Raw genomic sequence first — 14,651 nt, forward strand, 5'->3', positions numbered from 1 at the left:
TTTCGGCCTCCTCCGCGATAGCCGTCCGCCCGGCCGAATTGCGCGGCGCCCGGCGGGTGCCGCACGATCCGGAGGGCGCCGGAGGGGCGCGGGGACGAAGAGGACCGAGGAGCGTACATGAGTGCCGACCGGCTGCCCGGTGTCGTACTGACCGACCACTTCCTGGACGTGCCGCTGGACCACGCCGTGCCGGACGGCGAGCGGCTGACGGCCTACGGGCGCGAGGCCGTGGCGCCCGGCCGGGAGCACGAGGAACTGCCCTGGCTGGTCTACCTCCAGGGCGGCCCCGGCTGCGCGTCACCGCGCCCGCTGGGCCGGGACTCCTGGCTGGTGCGCGCGCTGGACCACTACCGGGTGCTGCTGCTGGACCAGCGGGGCACCGGCCGTTCCGCCCCGGCCAACCGGCAGACCCTCGCGCTGCGCGGCGGCCCGCGCGAACAGGCCGCGTACCTGGCGCATTTCCGCGCCGACGCGATCGTGCGGGACGCCGAGCTGTTCCGCCGCGAGCTGGCGGGTCCCGGTGAGCGGTGGAGCGTCCTGGGGCAGAGCTTCGGCGGCTTCTGCGCCACGACCTACCTCTCGTACGCGCCCGAGGGCCTGCGCGAAGTCATGATCACGGGCGGTCTGCCGGGGCTCCGCGCCACCGCGGAGGACGTCTACCGGGCCGCGTACCCGAGGGTGGCCCGCAAGAACGCCGCGCACTACGCGCGTTATCCGCAGGACATCGAGCGCGTCCGCCGGATCGCCGCGCACCTGCGGGAACACCCGGTGCGGCTGCCCGGCGGCGGGCACCTGACGGCGGAGGCGTTCCAGGCGCTGGGCATCCTGCTGGGCACCGGCACCGGCTCGTACGTCCTGCACTACCTGGTCGAGGACGCGTGGGTGACCGGCCCCGCCGGACCCGAACTGGCGGATTCCTTTCTCCAGGCCGTACAGGGACACCTCTCCTACGCCGCTACCCCGCTGTACGCCGTCCTGCACGAAGCGATCTACGCCCAGCGGTCGGTGGCGTCCAAGGGCACCGGCTGGGCCGCCCGGCACGTCCGCGCCGAATTCCCCGAGTTCGACGTGGACACGGCGCTGGAGGGCGGGCGGCCGGTCCACTTCACCGGCGAGATGGTCTACCCGTGGCTCTTCGACACCGACCCGTCGCTGCGCCCCCTCAAGGAGACCGCGCAGGCCCTGGCCGAACGCGCCGACTGGCCCGATCTGTACGACGCCGACCGCCTCGCGGCCAACGAGGTCCCGGCCGCGGCCGCCGTGTACGCCGACGACATGTACGTCGACGCCGCCCACTCCCTTCAGACCGCGGAGGAGATCCGCGGTCTGCGGACCTGGGTGACCAACGAGTGGGAGCACGACGGACTGCGGGTCAGCGACGGCGCGGTGCTGGAGCGCCTGGTCCGGATGGTGCGCGGGGAGGTCTGAGGCGGGGGTGGCGGGGCAAAAGCCTCCGCCCCGGAGCCGTGGACCGTGCCGCCGTCCCTACTTCCGCCCCTCCCCCACCACCTCCAGCACCCGGTCCACGTCGTCCGACGAGTTGTACAGGTGGAAGGCGGCCCGGAGGTTGCCCGCGCGCACGGAGGCCCGTACGCCCGCCGCCTCCAGCCGGTCCGCCGCGTCCGCGAGACCCGGTACGGACACGATCGCCGAGCCGGGGGCGGACAGCGGGGTGTGGCCGAGCGCCGTGATCCCTTCGCGGTACCGGTCGGCGAGCGCGGCGTCGTGCGCGTAGATGGTCTCCACACCGATCTCGTTCAGCAGGGCGAGGGACTGCGCGGCGGCGACGTACGAGTAGTGGGCGTGCGGCTCGTCGTAACGGCGCGCGCCCGCCGCGAGTTCCCGGATCGGCCCGTAGTTGGACGCCATCGGGTCCGCGCCCGCCACCCACCCGGCGTGCAGCGCCTCCAGCGCGTCGTCCCCGCACACCAGGAAGGAGGCACCGCGCGGGCACAGCAGCCACTTGAACGCCCCGCACACCACATAGTCGAAGTCACCACCCCGCAGCGGCAGCCAGCCGGCGGCCTGCGTGACGTCCACGAGGGTGCGCGCTCCGTGGGCGCCGGCGGCGGCCCGTACCGCCGCCATGTCGGCGATCCGCCCGTCCAGGGCCTGGACCGCGCTGAACGCGACGAGTGCCGTGCCCGGCCGGACGGCGTCGGCCAGCTCCGCGAGCGGCGCGGTACGGAGCTTGAGCCCGGGCCGGGCGGCGAACGGGTTGACCAGCGAACTGAACTCCCCCTCGGGAACCAGCACTTCGGCCCCGTTCGGGAGCGACCCGGCGATCAGCGCGGCGTGCACCGCGACCGCGCCGCCGATCGCGACCCGCTCCGGCGGTACGCGCGTCAGTCGGGCGAAGGCGGCCCGGGAGGCGTCCGCCGGTCCGAAGTAGTCCTGGCCCATGGTCCCGTAGGAGACGGACTCCTCGACGGCCGCGCGCAGGGCGGCGGCCGAACGGGCCGGGAGCAGGCCGCTGGACGCGGTGTTCACGTACGTCGTCAGGGGCGCGAATTCGTCCCCGCCGAGTGGCTCAATTCGCTGCATGTCCCCACTGTGGCCGCCCGGCCGCCCGCCGTCCATCGCGAATTCCTTTGGAGCGGCGCCAAGCGGCTCTTATTCCCGCAGCTCAGCGCCTTGCCGCGGTGCGGGTCCCGGTCGAAGTCAGTGCCCCGTGCCGGGCCGGCACACGTCCCCCTCGCACCCCGGCGCGTCCGCCGTGTCCCCGTCACCGTCCGGTACGGCCGTCTCCCCTGCGCCCCACGCCTGCTCCAGCGCCTGCCGGAACACCTCGGCGGGCTGGCCGCCGGAGATGCCGTACCGCCGGTCGATGACGAAGAACGGCACGCTCCGCGCCCCCAGTTCCGCCGCCTCCCGCTCGTCGGCCCGCACCGCTTGCGCGTACGCGGTCCCGTCCGCCAGCACCCGGCGCACTTCCTCCTCGTCCAGCCCCGCGGCCACCGCGATCCCGGTCAGCGTGTCCGCGTCCCCCAGCGGCCGCGCCTCCGCGAAGTTGGCCCGGTACAGCGCGGCGAGCAGCGCGTCCTGCACGCCCCGCTCCTTGGCCAGGTGCAGCAGCCGGTGCAGGTCGAAGGTGTTCCCGTGGATCCGGTCGGACCGGTACCCGAGCCCCTCTTCCGCCGCCGCCTCGGCCACCCGTGCCTCCATGGCCTCGGCCTGCTCCCGCGACACCCCGTACTTCCGGGCGAGCATCTCCAGCACCGGCACGTCCCCCGCCGGCGCCGCCTCCGGGTCCAGCTCGAAGGACCGGTGGACGATCTCCACCTCGTCCCGGTGCGCGAACCCGGCCAGCCCCTTCTCGAAGCGGGCCTTGCCGATGTAGCACCAGGGGCAGGCGATGTCCGCCCAGATCTCGACGCGCATGTCAGGTGTTTCCTCAGATGATCGGTACGAAAGGGGACAGTGGCGGACAACCTTCCGGGGGTGGCGGCTATTCCCCGGCGCGGTGGCGCACGCGCGTGTGCGGCGTCACAGGGTGGTACGGCCGCCGGGGCGTGGCGGCGCCCCGCCACCCCGTTGCGGGGACGGCGGGGCGCGTGGGCCGGTCGGCCGAGGTCAGACGGCGGTCCGCCGGGCGAACTGGATCAACCCGGCGAAGGCGTCACCGGTGAACGTCAGGTGGGGACCCTCCGGGGACTTGCTGTCCCGGATCAGGAACTCCCCGGTGGCCGCCGCGTGCTCCGGCGCCCACTCTATGCACTGGCCGCCTTCGCCGCCGCTGTAACTGCTCTTGACCCACTGCGTAGCGCGTACAGGGCCTGGGGTGACGCTCATCTGGTGTATTCCTCCGCAATGCTCCGGAAGAGAGCCATGGATTCGTCGGGTGATGACGCAGCAGCACGAAGGCGTTCGTACGCTGCCCGTGCGCTGCCTACCGCTGTCACCGAATCGGATACGTGACCCTGTTCCCTGGTCTCCGAGTACAGGACGGTTGCCCCCTCGTCTGGCGTAAGCAGCGTAAAGGGTGAGGAGGACGCGGGGGCACCCGCCTTGAAGCGCAGGACCTGCAACGTGATGTGTGGGCTCGACGCGGCTTCCGTAAGGTGGCGCATCTGCGCTGCCATGACAGCGCGGTTCCCGACGACTGTGCGGAGTGCCGCCTCATGCAAGATCACCCACAGCAGTGGCGGTGACTCGCGTTCCATCACATCCCGACGGCGCAAGCGCGCGTCCACGAGCGTCCTGATCTGTTCGTGGGTGGCACGCGGATGAACGGCCCGGAACGTACCTTCGGCGTACTCCGGGGTCTGCAATATGCCCATGAGCAACGAGGTGCAGAAGTCCTCGATCTGCACCGCTGCCGATTCGAGGTCGAGGTACGGCGCGAACCAGTCAGGGACACCACGCTTGCTGAGCGTGGCGCGTAGGCGGGCGTACACGCCCGGCGTGCCCGCTACACGGTCCATGGCATCGGCGAACGGTGCTGACGCCAGTACGGCCCCGCTCTCGGCCTTGCTCGCCTGGGCCTGTTTGTAATGCAGTTGGTCGGCAAACCCCTGCTGCGAGAGCCCCAGTGCTTCCCGAAGTGCTTTGACCTCATCCCCGAAGTACTTGGCGGCATTCGAGGACCGGTCCCCGAGCTTCGCCGACTCGCTCACGCGTTCAACCCCCAGTTATTCCAGTCGCGTTGGAATGGCTCCGAGAGTGTTGATCCTACGCCCAGCGCGGCAGTCTGTAAGCAGACAGTCACGCACCGGATGAACGGCTCGCCGCATGCGACCGATCCGCCGCCGGTTCGACACGATCACTTCCAGAAACGGTGACCACAAGTGACCAGCCCCGGCCGGGAACACTTCTCCCGCCTCATGCGCTCGCACGGACACGGCGGCGTGCTCCATATGCGTACCGGTGAAGGCAGTGACGCCGCCTTCGACACCCCACCACGTGAAGGCAAGTCCATGACAAACCCCGCGCCCACGCCCGTGGAAATCCAGATCACCGGTATCCGGAAGCACGTCGCCGTATGCGTCACCGAAACCGGCGGCAAAGCATGCGGCATCCGCTCCAGCGCCTGGGACGCCCCCACGCAGTTGAACAATTGGATTCGTGCGCACGCGGACGAGACCGGACACACGAAGTACCTGAAGCACACGGAAGAGCCCATCAGCACCTTCTCGAAATGCGGTCGCTGAATCGCTGAATCACCAAACCCCCGGCTCCTTCCTCGCGCCACCGGCCCCCGGATGCGGCAGGCAGCCGAAATGAGCGGCCACCCGCCGCTTCCGCGGTAACGTCCGCTCATGGAGATGCGGCAGGAAGCGCGGGGGTTCTGGGAGCGTGCCGGGGCCGCCAAGACGTTCACCCACCCGCTGGATACGGGGTTGCTGGACGCGTATGTGCCACGTGACGTGCCGGTGCTGGACTACGGATGCGGGTACGGGCGGCTGACCGCCGAGCTGGTGGCGTCCGGGTACCCGGACGTGCGCGGGGTGGACGTGTCGCGGGCACTGGTGGAGCGGGGCGGCCGGGAGCATCCGGAAGTCCGGATCGAGCACTGCCCGGGGCTGCCGCTGCCGTTCGAGGACGGGAGTTTCGGGGCCGCGCTGCTGTTCGCCGTCCTGACGAGTGTGCCCGATTCCGGGGCGCAGCGGGAGATCGTCGCGGAGCTGGCCCGGCTGGTGCGGCCGGGCGGGGTGCTGTACGTCAGCGACATGCCGTTGCAGCGCGACCGGCGGAACGTGGCGCGGTACGAGGAGTACGCGGACCGGTACGGGACGTACGGGGTGTTCGGGACGCCCGACGGCGGCGTGTTCCGGCACCACGAGCCGGACCGGCTGCGCGGGCTGGTCCGGGCGCACGGCTTCACGCTGGAGGCCGAGCGCACGGACACGGTCGCGACGCTGGACGGTCACACCGCCGAGCGGCTGCAGATCATCGGGCGGCGGCAGGGCTGAGCGGCAGCACGAGGTCGAGGTGGGTGGCGTCCGGGACGGGCCGGCGGGCCGCGTCCGGCAGCCAGCCGTGCCGGGTGTAGAAAGCGCGGGCGCGCTGGTTGTGCCAGTACACCTCCAGGCAGGCGGTGGTGACGCCCGCCCCCCGCCAGGCCGCGACGCAGGCGCGGTGCAGCTCGCTGCCGATGCCCTCGCGCCAGCGGTCGGGGTCCACGTGGAGCTGGAAGAGCTTGACGGTGTCCTCGGGTGCGCCGTCCTCGCGCCGGTACGAGGCGACGCCGACGACCGCGCCGTCCCGTTCGGCGCACAGCACGGTGGCGTCCGGGCGGGCGATCGCCTGCCCCCAGCCTGCGCGCCAGCGCTCGCGCTCGGCCGGGTCGTCCAGCTGCGCGTCGGGGACCCGGCCGCGGTAGTACGTCGCGCGGGCGCGGGTGTGCAGGTCCACCACGACGTCGAGGTCGGCGGCCGTGGCGTCACGGACGACGGTGGCGGCGGGGGTGGATGCGGCAGGGGTTGTCGCGGGCGCGTCCGGGGCGTGGGTCATGTGCGCGTACATCACCTTTCGGCCCGGCCGTCGACGCGGCGGGGCAGTTTCAGCGGATTGTCCTCGCGCAGTTCCGGCGGGAGCAGCGCGGGCGGGGTGTCCTGGTAGGCGACCGGCCGCAGCCAGCGTTCGATCGCCGTGCCGCCGACGGAGGTGGCGGTGGAGGTGGTGGCCGGGTAGGGGCCGCCGTGGTGCTGGGCGGGGGCCACGGCGACGCCGGTCGGCCAGCCGTTGACGAGCACCCGGCCGGCCAGCGGGGTGAGCGCGGCCAGCAGTCGCGCGCCGCGCCCCGTACCGTCCCCGCCGTCCTCGCCCGCGCATTCCGCGGCGCTGAGCTGGAGCGTCGCGGTGAGGTTGCCGGGCAGACGGGCCAGTACGGCGCCGATCTCGGCGTCGTCGGTGTAGCGCGCGAGAACGGTGACCGGCCCGAAGCACTCCTCCAGGAGCAGGTCGTGGCTGCCGCCGTCCGCGGCGAGCCGGGCTGCGGGCACGGTGAGGAAGCCCGCGCTGACGGTGTGCTTGCCGCCCGCGCCGGGTGTCACGGGTGCCTGCACGTCCGGCAGGGCGGCACGTTCCCGTACGCCGTCGAGGAAGGCGTCGCGCATGCGGTGGTCCAGGAGCACCCCGGCCTCGGTGTCGCTGACGGCCTCCGTGAGGGAGTGTTCCAGGCGGTCGCCGGCCGGGCCGTGCGGCGCGAGGACCAGGCCGGGCTTGACGCAGAACTGGCCGGTGCCGAGGGTCATCGAGCCGGCCAGGCCGGTGCCGATCCGCTCGGCGCGCTCCTCGGCGGCGGCCTCGGTGACCACGACCGGGTTGAGGCTGCCGAGTTCGCCGTGGAAGGGGATCGGGTGCGGGCGGGCGGCGGCCGCGTCGTACAGGGCGCGTCCGCCGCGTACCGATCCGGTGAAGCCGGCGGCGGCGACGAGCGGGTGCCGGACCAGCTCGACTCCTGCTTCGAAGCCGTGCACCAGGCCGATCACGTCTGCGGGCAGGCCGGTTTCGGCCGCGGCGCGGCGCAGCAGGGCGGCGCTCAGTTCGGAGGTGGCCGGGTGGTCGGGGTGGGCCTTGACGACGACCGGGCAGCCGGCGGCGAGCGCGCTGGCGGTGTCGCCGCCGGGCACGGAGAAGGCGAGCGGGAAGTTGCTGGCGGCGTAGACGGCGACGACGCCGAGCGGGATCTTGTAGCGGCGCAGGTCGGGGCGGGGCGGGGTGAGGGCGGGGTCGGCGTGGTCGATCAGTACGTCGAGGAAGGCGCCTTCCTCGACGACGTCGGCGAACGCGCGCAACTGGTACGTCGTACGGGCGAGTTCGCCGGTGAGACGGCCGGAGCCGAGTGCGGTCTCCGCGTCGGCGGCCTCGACGATCCGCTCGCCGGCCCCGTCCAGCAGGTCGGCGGCGCGGCGCAGCAGGGCGGCCCGGACGCCGCGGTCGGCGAGCGCGTCCCTGGCGTCGTGCGCGGCCCGTACGGCGGCGTCGACCTCGGCCGCTGTGGCCTCCACCGCAACCTGTTCGCGCCGCTTCCCGGTACGGGGATCGGCACTGAAGACTGGTGCTGCTGCCACCGCGCATTCCTCCCAGCGAACTCTTGTCGCGCCCGGGACGCCGTTCGGTATGCTGAACGCCGTCCCAGGTGGTGAATGTGACGTCCGCTGGGACTCTATGGCTGTCCGAACTGAGGGGTCAAGGCCGATGGCCGCTGCCGAGACCACCGGAGCGCAGGTCAAGTCCGCTGTGCGCACGGTGGAGTTGCTGGAGTACTTCGCGGGCCGCCCCGGGATGCACAGCCTCGCCTCCGTCCAGGAGGCCGTCGGCTACCCGAAGTCCAGCCTCTACATGCTGCTGCGCACCCTCGTCGACCTGGGCTGGGTGGAGACCGATGCCACCGGCACCCGGTACGGCATCGGCGTCCGCGCCCTGCTGGTCGGCACCTCCTACATCGACGGCGACGAGGTGGTGGCCGCCGCCCGCCCCACCCTGGACCGGCTCGCCGACGACACCACCGAGACCATCCACCTGGCCCGGCTGGACGGCACCAACGTCGTCTACCTCGCCACCCGTCAGTCCCAGCACTACCTGCGCCCGTTCACCCGCGTCGGCCGCCGGCTGCCCGCCCACTCCACGTCCCTGGGCAAGGCGCTGCTCGCCACGTACACCGACGACCAGGTACGGGCGCTCCTCCCGGAGCGGCTCGACGCCCTCACCGAGCACACCATCACCGACCGCGAGCAGCTCATCGGCGAACTGCGCCTGGTGCGCGAACAGGGGTACGCCGTCGACCGTGAGGAGAACACGCTCGGCCTGCGCTGCTTCGGCGTCGCGGTCCCGTACCGCACGCCGGCGCGGGACGCGGTCAGCTGCTCGGTGCCGGTGGCCCGGCTGACCCCGGGGCACGAGCAGCTGATCAAGGACGCGCTGTTCGACGCGCGGGACCGGCTGACCCTGGCCACGCGGCGGCTCTGAGGCGGACGCGGGCGAGGGCCCTCCCCCGCGCGGCGGAGGGAGATCGTCGCCAGGGCCGAGGCCCGGGGAGCGCCGGGCCGGAAGTCTGGTGGCATGAACTCCTCACCGCCAGGGAGGCGCCCCGCCGGCGCCGTGCGCACCGCCCGCTCCCTTCTGCGCACGGTCACCCTCCTGGCGTGCGTCCCGTACCTCTCCCTCAAGATCGCCTGGCTCGCGGGCAGCCGCGTCGGTATCCCCGCGGGCAACGCCCTGCGCCGGGACGGCGACAACCTGATGACGCTGAACGCCCTGACGGTCCTGATGGACGCGGCCGTGATCGTGCTGGCGTTCCTGCTGACCCGCCCCTGGGGGCGCCGGGTGCCGTCCTGGCTGCCGGCCCTGCCCATGTGGTGCGCCACCGGCCTGCTCGCCCCGATCGTCGTGGTCTTTCCCGTGCAGACGCTGTGCTCGCTGGTACGCGGGGACGCCGCGGGCAGTGCGGGCGCGGACGGGCTCCTGGCGCCGTGGGTGTGGGACCTGGTCCACGGCGGGTTCATCGTGCAGGCCCTGGCGCTGGGTGCTCTGTTCCTGCTGTACGCGCGGGAGCGCTGGGGCCACCTGTGGCGCGGCCGGACCGGCGCGCTGCCGGTCACTCCGACGCTGCCCACCCCGCTGATGAGCCTGACTTACGCTGTACAGATGATCGTCGGGATGCTCGTCGCCGTCACCGGCGCCCACTTCTTCGCCGAACGGGGCGGTGCGAGGGCGACGGCCCGCACGGTCCCGGGGACGGCGGACACGGCTGCCGTCACCGCCCCCACGGGAGCCGCGCGATGCGGGTGACCCTCCGCCGCTGGGTGCACCTCATCCTCGGCGGCGCCCTGCTGATGCCGTTCTTCCTCCTGATGACGGTCCTCATCCCGCTGTTCATCCGCGACGTGAACCCGTTCACCGACTTCCCGTGGCAGTTCTTCGCGTTCGGCACCGCGCTGCCGCTCGCCGCCCTCGGCGCGCTGCTCTTCCCCGTGCTGCGCACGCTGGAGTCGACCGCGGCGCGGTCGCTGTGCGGCCTGCCCGCGGACGTGGCGGCCGGACTGGCCGAGGAGCCCGCCGACTCGTGGGCGGCCCGGCGACGTACGGCCCTGTGGTTCGTGGCGCACCTGGCCGCCGGCGGCATCGTCAGCGGCATGACCCTGGCCGCGCCGCCCGCCGCCGTGATGCTGATCCTCCTGCCGGTCACGGACCCGCTGCGGCACGAGGAGATGGGCTGGCCCGCGCTGGCGGGCGGCTTCCTCGGCCCGCTCCTCGGCATCGCGCTGCTCGCCCTGGTGGCGGGCACGTCCTGGGCGGCCGGCACGCTGCTGGCCCGCTGGGCGCCCACGCTGCTGGGCCGTACGCCTGCCGACCGGCTGGCCGCCGCCGAACGGCGGGCCGCCGACCTCGCCTCCCGCAACCGGCTCGCCCGCGAACTGCACGACTCCGTGGGGCACGCGCTCAGCGCGGTCACCCTCCAGGCGGGCGCGGCCCGCCGGGTGCTGGACCGCGACCCGGAGTTCGCGCGGCAGGCGCTGCTCGCCATCGAGGAGACCACCCGCGACGCGGTCGCCGAACTCGACACCGTACTGGGCCTGCTGCGGGAGGACGGGGACGGCCGGACCGGCGCGCCCGCACCCGCGCTGGACGCCCTGGACGGGCTGCTGGACCGCACCCGCGCCGCCGGGCTGCGGATCGACGCGGACGTGGACGACGGGTGCGGGCACCTGCCACCACTGGTCTCGCGGGAGGCGTACCGCATCGTGCAGGAAGGTCTCAGCAACGCTCTGCGGCACGCCGGTGCCGTACCGGTCCGGGTGCGGATCGCCCTGGACGCGGGCGAGCTGAGGATCACGGTGGAGAATCCGATGGGGGACACGATGGGGAGCACGATGGAGAACGCAGCGGGGAGTGCCATGGGGGATGCGGTGAGAGGAGCCGTGACGAGCGGTCAGACGGACACGCGAAGGGATACGGCGGACACGGCCGCGACCGCACCCCGTTCCGGCGGCGGCCGCGGCCTGCGCGGCATCGCCGAACGCGCCCGCCTGCTGGGCGGCGAGGCCCGGGCTGCGGGCCAGGACGGCGTGTGGCGGCTGACCGTACGGCTTCCGCTGGGGACGTCCCGGTGAGCGGCCCGGACGAGGGGCGCACGGACGCCCGTACGGATGCCACCGACGCCGCCCCGTTGCGCATCGTCCTCGCCGACGACGAGCGGATGGTGCGTACGGCGCTGCGCGCGATCCTCGGCGCCGAGCCGGACATGGAGGTCGTCGGCGAGGCGGCCACCGGCGCCGAGGCGGTGCCGCTGATCCGTGAACTGCGCCCGGACATCGTGCTGATGGACGTCCGGATGCCGGAGATCGACGGCATCCGCGCGACCGAACAGGTGCTGGCGGGCATGGCGGAGCCGCCGCGCGTCATCGTGGTGACGACCTTCGAGAACGACGCGTACGTGTACGACGCGCTGCGCGCCGGCGCCAGCGGCTTCCTGCTGAAGCGGGCCGGGGTGGAGGACCTGGTGCAGGCGGTGCGGATGGTGGCGCGCAGCGACTCACTGCTGTTCCCGGCGGCGGTGCGGGAGCTGGCCGCCCGGTACGCGGGGGCGCGGGCCGCGCGCGAGACGGCGCGGGCTCTGCGGGCGCGCCTGTCCGACCGTGAGGCGGACGTGCTGCGGCTGATGACCAAGGGCCTGACGAACGCGGAGATCGCGTACCGGCTGGCGGTGGGCCCGGCGACGGTCAAGACGCATGTCGCGGGGGTGCTGGCCAAGCTGGGCGTACGGGACCGGACCCAGGCGGTGATCGCGGCGTACGAGAGCGGGTTCGTCCGGCCGGGGTGAGGCGCGGGAGGAGCCCGGGGGACCGGACCCGGGAGGCGCCCACGCCCCTGCGGCCACCCTCCGTGACGCCCGATTACGCAGCGCCACTACCACATTCCGCGGGAAATATCCGTCACCCGTTCATCGCAATCCGCAACGTCACCGAACGTCACCACCACCCCGCCCCTGACCTGCCACAACGTACCCGATCATGCGCGACACGCCGACGGGGCACGGGAGTTCTGACATCGCGTCAACAGGCTCCCGGCGCGCCCGGCCGCTTACCTCGATTGCAGGAGGCGCGGAACTCCCCAACTTCCTTTGCGGTGCAGTGGTGTGCCGCGGTCCGTGCCTCGTGGAGGTTCGTCACATGCGTTCCACTCGCGTTCTCACCGGGGCCGCACTGTCCGTCGCCGCCCTCGGCCTGTCCACCTCCGCGGCGTTCGCCGCCGGCAGCCTCGAGGTGACACCCAACCCCGTCCAGGCCGGCAAGACGGTCAACCTCAACAGCAGCGCCTGCGGCAAGGACGGCTCGGCCACCGTAGACGCCAGCACGCTGGGCGCCGGCAAGGTCACGCTGTCCTCGAAGGGCCAGACGCACACCGAAAACGTGCAGGGCTCCCTGCGGGTGCCGGCCGGCACGAAGCCGGGCAACTACGGCATCGGCGGCAAGTGCTCCAACGGCACGGAGATCTCCGCGACGGTACGGGTCACCTCCCGCGGCACCCCGCACGGCCCGACCAGGACCGGCATCGGCACCACCAGTGAGAACTCCAACACCACGGAGATCGTCGCGGGTGCGGGCGTACTGCTGGCGGCCGCCGCCGGTGGCGTATGGATGGTGCGCCGCCGTCGCGCGGACGACTCGGCCTGACCCTTCCGCGCCCGGAAGAGCCGGCCGGCGCCGGCACCGCCCGATCCGCCGGCACCGCCCGGCCCGCCGGACCGCGTCCCCGCCTCCCGGACACGCCTGCCGTACCCGGGAGGCCGGGGGCCGCACCCCGGGCCCGGCCGTCACCGCAACTCCTCACCCGCGGACCGCGGTTCGCCGGTCCGCAGAAGCCCCGGAGGCACGACAGCCATGGGACACACCCGCCGCCGCCACGGCGACCAAGGCCTCATAGCCCTGCTCACCGCCGGCGCGATGTGCACCGGCATCTGGCTGATCGGTCACGGCGCCCGAGCCCAGGCCCCGCCTCCGCAGCCCTCCGCCGACCAGGGGTTCGCCGCCGGGGCGCGCAACCCCCGCCCGTCCGCGACCCCCACCCCGCCGCCCCCGCCGATGCCGGCCTCCCGGCCCCTGCGGGTCCGCATCCCCTCCGTCGGCGTGGACGCGCCGCTGATGCGCCTCGGCCTCGACGACAGCGGCAGCCTGGCGACCCCGCCGCAGGAGGACAAGAACCTGGCCGGCTGGTACGAGGACGGCAACACCCCGGGCACCACCGGCACATCGCTGGTGGCGGGCCACGTCGACAACCGCTCCGGCCCCGCGGTCTTCTACAATCTCGGCTCCCTGAAGAAGAACCACAAGGTGGAGATCGTCCGCTCGGACGGCCGGACCGCGGTCTTCTCCGTCGACGCCGTCGAGGTCTACGACGGCGGCAACTTCCCGGACAAGAAGGTCTACGACCCGGCCTCCCGCCCCGAACTACGGCTGATCACCTGCGGCGGCGGCTTCAACAAGGCCCGGCAGGAGTACCTGGGCAACGTGGTGGTCTTCGCCCACCTGACCGGGACGAAGCGCGAGCCGGCCCCGCGCCCGAGTGACGGCTGAAGCACCCGGCGAAAAGCCTTCGCGCGCGTCCCCCGCGCCTCACCCGGGAATGCGGTTGCCCCGCCCGTTGAGCGCCATCCGGTTCCAGGTGTGCCGCCGGCCGCGGACCGCCACGGAGTAGGCGTAGAGCAGTTCCGGATCGCACATGCCCGGCAGGAAGGCGTCCCCGAAGTGGTGCGCGTCCACCCCGATCTCCTTGGCGGTCAGGGCCAGCCGGGGCACGATGTCGGCGTGGGCGCCCTCCTGGCTCGTACCGATCGCGCCCATCACCACCGCACCCGCGTCCTGGACGGCGGCGACCGCCTCGGCGGCCCGCTCCTTGGTGAGGCCGGGCATGGTGCCGGGCAGCGGCAGCACGATGCCGTCGGCGCCCGCGTCCACCAGCGCGGTCAGCCGCCCGGCGGTGATCCGCTCGGGGTGGCCGGCGTGGTGCATCTTGCCGGACCACAGCGCCACGTCGTCGCCGAGGCCGCGGCGCAGTTCGTCGGTGACGCGGGCCAGCCCGTCGAAACTGCCGCCGGTGCCGGGGTTGGCGGTCAGACAGAGCAGCGCGGCGCCCATGTCGACCAGGCGGCGGGCCTGCTCAGGACCGGCCCGGCGGATCTCCGGCACGTCACCCGGTTCGAGGTTGACGCCGATCGGGCGGCCCACGTACGAGGCGAGGTCGGCGAAGCTGGTGAACGTACCCAGGCCGGGCAGCCGCAGACACTCCCCGTCCCAGGCCCGCTCGATGAGGTTGAGGATGACGATGTCCGCGCCGAAGGCGGAGACCAGCTCGATGTTGTGCACGCCCGCCCGGCCTTCGGGGTGCGGGGAGAGCGCCGCGCGCTCGGCGAAGACCTCGGCGATCATCGTGCGGCCCTCGGCGGCGGCGACCGCCGCGGTCAGCTCCCGGCCCCGCAGCGATGCCAGTTCCTCCCGGTCGAGGTCGAGGATGCGCTGTGTCATGACGTTCCTTCCAGGGTCTTCTCGTGGTGGTGCCCGCGGTGCGCACAGGGTGCGAGCGGCGGCGGACACGTTGACGTCTCAGGCGCGCGGCCCGGCCGTACGGCGAGGATCACGGCCGCGAACCGGAACGCGTTGTAGTAGATCACCGCGCGGTGCGCGCCGGTCGGAGGCGATGTGCGGCGG

The 14,651-nt window shown here is 73.2% G+C and carries 16 protein-coding genes; 9 read left to right on the top strand and 7 right to left on the bottom strand.

Going from position 1 to position 14,651, the window contains the following annotated elements:
• Positions 1-117 precede the first annotated feature (117 nt).
• On the top strand, positions 118-1,428 hold the full coding sequence (locus ACZ4Z1_RS20205; RefSeq protein ID WP_468487963.1) for an alpha/beta fold hydrolase: 1,311 nt from the start codon (positions 118-120) through the stop codon (positions 1,426-1,428).
• Between the two features lie 57 nt (positions 1,429-1,485).
• On the opposite strand, the gene ACZ4Z1_RS20210 is transcribed toward ACZ4Z1_RS20205, so the two are convergent.
• From ACZ4Z1_RS20210 to ACZ4Z1_RS20225, 4 genes are all read right to left on the bottom strand, one after another.
• Entirely contained in the window at positions 1,486-2,544 is a 1,059-nt protein-coding gene (locus ACZ4Z1_RS20210; protein WP_468487964.1) for an aminotransferase class V-fold PLP-dependent enzyme, read from the bottom strand.
• Between the two features lie 117 nt (positions 2,545-2,661).
• Positions 2,662-3,381 carry a DsbA family oxidoreductase gene (locus ACZ4Z1_RS20215; RefSeq protein WP_468487965.1) on the bottom strand — a complete coding sequence of 240 codons (720 nt, stop codon included), beginning with the start codon at positions 3,379-3,381 and terminating at the stop codon, positions 2,662-2,664.
• A 192-nt stretch (positions 3,382-3,573) separates the two neighbouring features.
• Positions 3,574-3,792: a DUF397 domain-containing protein gene (locus tag ACZ4Z1_RS20220; protein WP_468487966.1), complete on the bottom strand. Its 219-nt coding sequence runs from the start codon at positions 3,790-3,792 to the stop codon at positions 3,574-3,576.
• Positions 3,789-4,616, bottom strand: a complete 828-nt coding sequence (locus ACZ4Z1_RS20225) for a helix-turn-helix domain-containing protein (RefSeq protein WP_468487967.1) — start codon at positions 4,614-4,616, stop codon at positions 3,789-3,791. The genes ACZ4Z1_RS20220 and ACZ4Z1_RS20225 overlap by 4 nt, the downstream gene beginning before the upstream one ends.
• A gap of 171 nt (positions 4,617-4,787) precedes the next feature.
• Between ACZ4Z1_RS20225 and ACZ4Z1_RS20230 the strand changes: the two genes are divergently transcribed.
• Both ACZ4Z1_RS20230 and ACZ4Z1_RS20235 read left to right on the top strand, forming a co-directional pair.
• Positions 4,788-5,150, top strand: a complete 363-nt coding sequence (locus ACZ4Z1_RS20230; protein ID WP_468487968.1) for a hypothetical protein — start codon at positions 4,788-4,790, stop codon at positions 5,148-5,150.
• A gap of 108 nt (positions 5,151-5,258) precedes the next feature.
• Positions 5,259-5,912 (top strand): class I SAM-dependent methyltransferase, encoded by a 654-nt coding sequence (locus tag ACZ4Z1_RS20235; protein ID WP_468487969.1) that lies wholly within the window; start codon positions 5,259-5,261, stop codon positions 5,910-5,912.
• On the opposite strand, the gene ACZ4Z1_RS20240 is transcribed toward ACZ4Z1_RS20235, so the two are convergent.
• The gene (locus ACZ4Z1_RS20240) at positions 5,890-6,453 is read right to left on the bottom strand and encodes a GNAT family N-acetyltransferase (RefSeq protein WP_468487970.1); all 564 of its coding nucleotides are present in this window, start codon (positions 6,451-6,453) and stop codon (positions 5,890-5,892) included. The genes ACZ4Z1_RS20235 and ACZ4Z1_RS20240 overlap by 23 nt on opposite strands.
• An 11-nt stretch (positions 6,454-6,464) precedes the next feature.
• The gene (locus tag ACZ4Z1_RS20245; protein ID WP_468487971.1) at positions 6,465-8,015 is read right to left on the bottom strand and encodes an aldehyde dehydrogenase (NADP(+)); all 1,551 of its coding nucleotides are present in this window, start codon (positions 8,013-8,015) and stop codon (positions 6,465-6,467) included.
• 127 nt (positions 8,016-8,142) lie between these two features.
• Between ACZ4Z1_RS20245 and ACZ4Z1_RS20250 the strand changes: the two genes are divergently transcribed.
• The 6 genes from ACZ4Z1_RS20250 to ACZ4Z1_RS20275 all read left to right on the top strand — a co-directional run bounded on the left by ACZ4Z1_RS20250 (position 8,143) and on the right by ACZ4Z1_RS20275 (position 13,520).
• Positions 8,143-8,913, top strand: coding sequence for an IclR family transcriptional regulator (locus ACZ4Z1_RS20250; protein ID WP_468487972.1), 771 nt, complete (start codon positions 8,143-8,145; stop codon positions 8,911-8,913).
• 93 nt (positions 8,914-9,006) lie between these two features.
• Entirely contained in the window at positions 9,007-9,735 is a 729-nt protein-coding gene (locus ACZ4Z1_RS20255; protein ID WP_468487973.1) for a hypothetical protein, read from the top strand.
• Positions 9,726-11,057, top strand: coding sequence for a sensor histidine kinase (locus tag ACZ4Z1_RS20260; protein ID WP_468487974.1), 1,332 nt, complete (start codon positions 9,726-9,728; stop codon positions 11,055-11,057). The genes ACZ4Z1_RS20255 and ACZ4Z1_RS20260 overlap by 10 nt, the downstream gene beginning before the upstream one ends.
• Positions 11,054-11,767 carry a response regulator transcription factor gene (locus tag ACZ4Z1_RS20265; RefSeq protein ID WP_468487975.1) on the top strand — a complete coding sequence of 238 codons (714 nt, stop codon included), beginning with the start codon at positions 11,054-11,056 and terminating at the stop codon, positions 11,765-11,767. The genes ACZ4Z1_RS20260 and ACZ4Z1_RS20265 overlap by 4 nt, the downstream gene beginning before the upstream one ends.
• A 349-nt stretch (positions 11,768-12,116) precedes the next feature.
• A complete protein-coding gene (locus tag ACZ4Z1_RS20270; protein WP_468487976.1) occupies positions 12,117-12,620 on the top strand; it encodes a hypothetical protein in 504 nt (167 codons plus the stop codon).
• Positions 12,621-12,827: 207 nt separating this feature from the next.
• A complete protein-coding gene (locus tag ACZ4Z1_RS20275; protein ID WP_468487977.1) occupies positions 12,828-13,520 on the top strand; it encodes a class F sortase in 693 nt (230 codons plus the stop codon).
• Between the two features lie 39 nt (positions 13,521-13,559).
• On the opposite strand, the gene ACZ4Z1_RS20280 is transcribed toward ACZ4Z1_RS20275, so the two are convergent.
• Positions 13,560-14,468, bottom strand: a complete 909-nt coding sequence (locus tag ACZ4Z1_RS20280; RefSeq protein ID WP_468487978.1) for a DUF7916 family protein — start codon at positions 14,466-14,468, stop codon at positions 13,560-13,562.
• Positions 14,469-14,651 lie beyond the last annotated feature (183 nt).

This window comes from Streptomyces sp. NPDC030165 (genome assembly GCF_055573595.1).

Excerpts from the sequence above, each read along its gene's own strand:
- ACZ4Z1_RS20205 (WP_468487963.1), top strand. The coding sequence starts at position 118 with ATGAGTGCCGACCGGCTGCCCGGTGTCGTACTGACCGACCACTTCCTG.
- ACZ4Z1_RS20210 (WP_468487964.1), bottom strand. The coding sequence starts at position 2,544 with ATGCAGCGAATTGAGCCACTCGGCGGGGACGAATTCGCGCCCCTGACG.
- ACZ4Z1_RS20215 (WP_468487965.1), bottom strand. The coding sequence starts at position 3,381 with ATGCGCGTCGAGATCTGGGCGGACATCGCCTGCCCCTGGTGCTACATC.
- ACZ4Z1_RS20220 (WP_468487966.1), bottom strand. The coding sequence starts at position 3,792 with ATGAGCGTCACCCCAGGCCCTGTACGCGCTACGCAGTGGGTCAAGAGC.
- ACZ4Z1_RS20235 (WP_468487969.1), top strand. The coding sequence starts at position 5,259 with ATGGAGATGCGGCAGGAAGCGCGGGGGTTCTGGGAGCGTGCCGGGGCC.
- ACZ4Z1_RS20240 (WP_468487970.1), bottom strand. The coding sequence starts at position 6,453 with ATGACCCACGCCCCGGACGCGCCCGCGACAACCCCTGCCGCATCCACC.
- ACZ4Z1_RS20250 (WP_468487972.1), top strand. The coding sequence starts at position 8,143 with ATGGCCGCTGCCGAGACCACCGGAGCGCAGGTCAAGTCCGCTGTGCGC.
- ACZ4Z1_RS20255 (WP_468487973.1), top strand. The coding sequence starts at position 9,007 with ATGAACTCCTCACCGCCAGGGAGGCGCCCCGCCGGCGCCGTGCGCACC.
- ACZ4Z1_RS20260 (WP_468487974.1), top strand. The coding sequence starts at position 9,726 with ATGCGGGTGACCCTCCGCCGCTGGGTGCACCTCATCCTCGGCGGCGCC.
- ACZ4Z1_RS20270 (WP_468487976.1), top strand. The coding sequence starts at position 12,117 with ATGCGTTCCACTCGCGTTCTCACCGGGGCCGCACTGTCCGTCGCCGCC.
- ACZ4Z1_RS20275 (WP_468487977.1), top strand. The coding sequence starts at position 12,828 with ATGGGACACACCCGCCGCCGCCACGGCGACCAAGGCCTCATAGCCCTG.
- ACZ4Z1_RS20280 (WP_468487978.1), bottom strand. The coding sequence starts at position 14,468 with ATGACACAGCGCATCCTCGACCTCGACCGGGAGGAACTGGCATCGCTG.